The organism is Rhizobacter sp. P2_H2 (assembly GCF_056403375.1).
Map to the genome: position 1 here is coordinate 1 of NZ_JBFUFP010000294.1, position 5,569 is coordinate 5,569.

At 69.3% G+C, this 5,569-nt stretch carries 5 protein-coding genes; all 5 read left to right on the forward strand.

The window, feature by feature from the left end:
• Positions 1–246 precede the first annotated feature (246 nt).
• The gene (locus tag AC1D15_RS16170) at positions 247–1,122 is read left to right on the forward strand and encodes a carbohydrate ABC transporter permease (RefSeq protein WP_477826766.1); all 876 of its coding nucleotides are present in this window, start codon (positions 247–249) and stop codon (positions 1,120–1,122) included.
• A complete protein-coding gene (locus tag AC1D15_RS16175) occupies positions 1,119–1,967 on the forward strand; it encodes a carbohydrate ABC transporter permease (RefSeq protein ID WP_465111030.1) in 849 nt (282 codons plus the stop codon). Before AC1D15_RS16170 ends, AC1D15_RS16175 begins: the two co-directional genes overlap by 4 nt.
• Positions 1,968–1,991: 24 nt before the next feature.
• Positions 1,992–3,605, forward strand: a complete 1,614-nt coding sequence (locus tag AC1D15_RS16180; RefSeq protein WP_477826767.1) for an alpha-glucosidase — start codon at positions 1,992–1,994, stop codon at positions 3,603–3,605.
• Positions 3,606–3,620: 15 nt separating this feature from the next.
• A complete protein-coding gene (locus AC1D15_RS16185; RefSeq protein ID WP_477826768.1) occupies positions 3,621–4,733 on the forward strand; it encodes an ABC transporter ATP-binding protein in 1,113 nt (370 codons plus the stop codon).
• A 132-nt stretch (positions 4,734–4,865) separates the two neighbouring features.
• A partial coding sequence (locus AC1D15_RS16190; protein WP_477826769.1) for a ParA family protein occupies positions 4,866–5,569 on the forward strand: 704 nt, incomplete at its 3' end.

A 5,569-nucleotide genomic window follows, 5' to 3' on the forward strand; every position in this document is an offset into this window, starting at 1 on the left:
TTCGGGGGTGGCGCGCGCCAGCGCGCTTCGTAGACWKACTCATCGGCTGTGTTTGACCACAACGAACGAAGTGAGTGGCGGGAGTTTGCCGATGCACCCCCGAAGCCGAGCTTCTCCGTGCAGTCGGCCCGCCAGGGCCGACCGCCCCAGCCGAGCCCCCACCGCATCCCGCCACCCGCCGCGCCGTGCAAGAAGCAACAGAGCGAACAAGGAGCAACCGATATGTCCGGGCTGACAAGGCAGAGAGTGAAGTGGGCCTGGTGGATGCTCACCCCGATGCTGGTCGTGCTGCTGGCCGTCGCCGGCTGGCCGCTCGCACGCACGTTGTGGTTCAGCCTGACCGATGCGTCGCTCGCCCACCTCGACGAATGGAAGTTCATCGGCCTCGAGAACTACACCGGTGAGTACGGCGTGCTGCGCGATCCCGACTGGTGGCGCGCGGTGCTCGTCACCGGTGCGTTCGCGCTGCTGTCGGTCACGCTCGAGACCGCGCTCGGCCTCGGCGTCGCCCTGGTCATCAACCAGCCGTCGCGCCTGCGCACGCTGCTGCGCGCCGCGATGCTCGTGCCGTGGGCCATTCCCACCGTGGTGTCGGCGCGCATCTGGAGCTGGATGCTGCACGACCAGTTCGGCGTCGTGAACCACTACCTGCTCGCGTTCGGGCTCATCGCGGCACCGCTCGCCTGGACCGCCGACCCCACGCTCTCGCTCTTCACCGTCGTGATGGTCGACGTCTGGAAGACCACGCCCTTCATGGCCTTGCTGATCCTCGCCGCGCTGCAGATGGTGCCGCTCGACTGCTACGAGGCCGCCAAGGTCGACGGCGTGCCGACCTGGCGCGTCTTCACCCGCATCACGCTGCCGCTGATCGTGCCCGGCGTCGCCGTCGCCGTCGTGTTCCGCACCCTCGATGCGCTGCGCGTCTTCGACGTCATCTACGTGATGACCTCCAACAGCCGCGCCACCAAGAGCATGTCGATCTACGTGCGCGAACAGCTCATCGACTTCCAGCAGGTCGGCTTCGGCTCGGCCTCGGCCACCGTGCTGTTCTTCATGATCGCGCTCGTCACCATCGTGTACCTCGGCGCCACGCGCCGGCGCGTCGAGGAGGCTTCGTCATGAACGGCCCCAGCATCCACAAGCGCACGCCGGCGATGTCGGCGCTGTACTACGCATCCGCCGCGCTGCTGCTGTTCGTCTCGCTGTTCCCGCTGCTGTACGCGGTCTCCACCTCGCTGAAGCAGGGCACCGCGCTGTTCTCGCCCGAGCTGTGGCCGGCACACGCCACCCTCGTCAACTACGCCAGCCTGTTCCGCGACCAGCCGTTCGCCCGCAACCTGCTGAACTCGGCCTTCGTCGCCGGCGGCGTCGTCGCGCTGTCGCTCGCGCTCAGCCTGCCGGCCGCGTGGGCGCTGTCGCGCGTCAGCTTCCGCGGCCGCGGCACGCTGATGCTGACCGTGCTGTCGGCCTCGATGTTCCCGCAGGTCGCGGTGCTGTCCGGCATGTTCGAGCTGGTGCAGGCCCTCGGCCTGTACGACTCGCTGGGCGCCTTGCTGCTCGCCGACCTGGTCATCACGCTGCCGTTCACCGTGTGGGTGCTCGTCACCTTCATGCGCCAGCTGCCGAAAGAGATCGAAGAGGCCGCGATGATGGACGGCCTCGGCGTCTTCACGCTGATCTTCCGCATCTTCATGCCGCTGCTCTGGCCGGCCATGGTGGCTACCGGGCTGCTCGCCTTCATCGCCGCATGGAACGAGTTCCTGTTCGCGCTGACCTTCACGATCAGCACCGAACAGCGCACCGTGCCGGTCGCGATCGCGCTCGTCAGCGCCGGCAGCGGCTACGAGGCCCCGTGGGGCGCGATCATGGCCGCCTCGGTGATCGTCACCTTGCCACTGATCGGGCTGGTGGTCTATTTTCAACGGCAGATCGTGGCCGGCCTGACCGCTGGTTCCGTCAAAGGTTGACTCCCCTTCTTGAACGACACGACCATGACAACTCCAACCGACTGGTGGGCCGGCGCCTGCATCTACCAGGTCTACCCGCGCAGCTTCCAGGACAGCAACGGCGACGGCRTCGGCGACCTCGMCGGCATCACGCAGCGGCTCGACCACATCGCCTCGCTCGGCGCCGACGCGATCTGGATCTCGCCGTTCTTCCGCTCGCCGATGCGCGACTTCGGCTACGACGTCACCGACTACTGCGACGTCGACCCGATGTTCGGCACGCTGGCCGATTTCGATGCGCTGGTGGCACGTGCCCACGCGCTGAAGATCAAGGTGCTGATCGACCTCGTGATCAGCCACACCTCGAAGGACCACCCGTGGTTCGTCGAGAGCCGCGCGAGCCGCGACAACCCGAAGGCCGACTGGTACGTGTGGGTCGATCCGCAGCCCGACGGCTCGCCGCCCAACAACTGGCTGTCGCTGTTCGGCGGCAGCGCCTGGCAGTGGGAGACCAGGCGCCAGCAGTACTTCATGCACAACTTCCTGGCCTCGCAGCCGGACCTGAACTTCCACCACCCGCAGGTGCAGGACGCGGTGCTCGGCGCCGCACAGTTCTGGCTCGAGCGCGGCGTCGACGGCTTCCGGCTCGACACCGTGAACTTCTACTTCCACGACCGGCAGCTGCGCTCCAACCCGCCGCAGCCGGCGGGCCGGTTCGCGGTCGGCGTGCCGCGTGCCAATCCGTACGCCCGGCAGAGCCACCTGTACGACAAGACGCAGCCGGAGAACCTCGCCTTCCTGCAGCGCTTTCGCGCGCTGTGCGACCGCTACCCGGGCATCACCACCATCGGCGAGATCGGCGACGACAACGAGTACGCCACGCTGCGCGCCTACACCACCGGTGCGCGGCTGCACATGGCCTACACCTTCAACCTGATGACCGAACGCCACGAGCCGCGCTACGTGCATGCGGTGCTGGCCGAGATGCTGGCCGAGGCCGGCGACGCCTGGGTGTGCTGGGCGCTGAACAACCACGACGTGGTGCGCGTCGTCACGCGCTGGGCCGGTCTCGGCCCGGCCGAGCGTGTCGCGCCGCTGCTGGTCGGGCTGCTCGGCTCGCTGCGCGGCTCGATCTGCCTGTACCAGGGCGAGGAGCTGGGGCTGGCCGAGGCGGTGATCCCGTTCGAGCAGATCCAGGACCCGTACGGCAAGGAGATGTGGCCCGAGTTCGTCGGCCGCGACGGTTGCCGCACGCCGATGCCGTGGTCGGCCGCGGCGCCGAATGCCGGCTTCACGACCGGCGCGCCGTGGCTGCCGGTGCCGGACGGCCAGCGCCGGCGCGCGGTCGATGCGCAGGCGCCGCAGCCGGTGTCGGTGCTGAACCGCTACCGCGCCTTCCTGAACTGGCGCGCGACGCAGCCGGCGCTGCGCCAGGGCGCGATGGCGCTGCTGCCGGCGCACGACCAGGTGGTCGCGTTCACGCGCGGGGAGGGCGCCGATCAGGTGCTCTGCGCCTTCAACCTGTCGGACCGGCCGGCGCGCCTGGCGCACGGACTGCCCGGCGCGTGGGCGGCGGTCGACGGCCACGGCTTCGGCGGCCGCATCGAGGGCGGCGACATCGTGCTGGAGCCGCAGGAAGCCGTGTTCGCCCGGCCATGATTTGAAGGAATCCCCATGTCCCAGATCCAACTCCGCAAGGTCCGCAAGAGCTTCGCCAACGTCGCGATCCTCAACGATGTCGACCTGACCATCGCCCCCGGCGAGTTCTGCGTCTTCATCGGTCCGTCGGGCTGCGGCAAGTCGACGCTGCTGCGGCTGATCGCCGGGCTCGACGACGTGAGCGGCGGCGAGATCGTGATCGACGGCCGCGTCGTCAACGAACTGCCGCCGGCGCAGCGCAACGTCGCGATGGTGTTCCAGAGCTATGCGCTGTACCCGCACATGTCGGTGCACGAGAACATGGCCTTCGGGCTGCGCCACCACAAGATGCCCGAGGCCGAGATCCAGCGCCGCGTCGCCGAGGCGGCTGCGATGCTGAAGCTCGAACCGCTGCTCGAGCGCAAGCCGCGGCAGCTGTCCGGCGGCCAGCGCCAGCGGGTGGCGATCGGCCGCGCGATCGTGCGCCAGCCGAAGGTGTTCCTGTTCGACGAGCCGCTGTCCAACCTCGACGCGGCGCTGCGCATCAACACCCGCGTCGAGATCGCGAGGCTGCACCGCAAGCTGGGCAACGTCAGCATKGTCTACGTGACGCACGACCAGGTCGAGGCGATGACGCTGGCCGACAAGATCGTGCTGCTGCGCCCCGATGCCGCGGCCAAGGGCCTGCTGAGCGTCGCGCAGATCGGCCGCCCGCTCGACCTGTACCACCGGCCGCAGAACCGCTTCGTGGCCGGCTTCATCGGCTCGCCGTCGATGAACTTCCTGCCGGCGGTGGCGGTCTCGGGCGATGCGGCCCGGCTCGCCTGGCGGCTACCGAACGGGCTGGCCGGCGGCGCGGCGGTCGATGCGGCGCGGGTTACCGCCGGCAGCGACCTGACGCTGGGCGTGCGCCCGGAGCACGTGCAGCTCGGCCAGGGGGAGGGCCGCGGCCAGATCACCCACCTGGAGCACCTGGGCGAGTTCAGCTACGCCTATGTCACCTGGCATGACGCCGAACCGCCACTGCTGGCGAAGGTGACTGACGAGTCACTGAAGCTCGGCGACACCGTCAGCTTCGAGTTGCCGGCGACGCAGCTGCATGCCTTCCTGCCGGATGGGGAGGCGCTGGTCCGCACCGCCGTCCACTGAATTCAGCGCGGCCGCAACGCCGCCGGTATCCAAACGTGAAGCCGGTGAAAGGTGGCTTGTACGGAGCCCGGCCGGTGCGCTTCGGTGATGTAATCGGGTGCCGTTCTGGCAGGACCCCGGGTTTCATCGTCCATGCGTGTGGTAGCCGTCATCAATCGCAAGGGAGGCAGTGGCAAGAGCACACTGGCAACCCACCTTGCCGGCTATTGCGCCCGCCAGGGGCTGAAGGTGATGCTCGGCGACGTCGACCGGCAGCAGTCGTCGCTCGCGTGGCTGAAGCGCCGCGCCGAGCAGCCGGTGGCGCAGGGCGCGCCGGTGGTCGGCTGGGCCGTCGACCCGCGCAGCGTGCTGCGCCCGCCCGCCGGCATCAGCCACGTCGTGATCGACACCCCCGGCGGCCTGCGCGACAGCGAGCTGGCCCGTGTCGTGATGTACGCCGACATGATCGTGATGCCGGTGTGCCATTCGCTGTTCGACCGCGAATCCGCGGCCGCCTGCTACGACGAACTGCACACGCTGCCGCGCGTGGCCAGCGGCCGCTGCAAGGTCGCGATGGTCGGCATGCGGCTCGATGCGCGCACCAAGGCCGCCGAGCAGATGGTGGAGTGGGCGGCGCAGGCGAATTTCCCGTACCTCGGCGCGTTGCGCGAGACGCAGGCCTACGTGCGCTGCGTCGAGCAGGGCGCGACGCTGTTCGACCTGCCGCCCGCCAAGGTGGAGGCCGACCTGGCGCAATGGAAGCCGATCCTCGCGTGGGTCGAGAAGGCCTGGCAGGAGGCGGCGAAGGCCGATGTGGTGGCACGCGCTGCGGCGCGCATGACGGCCCCGCAGGGCGC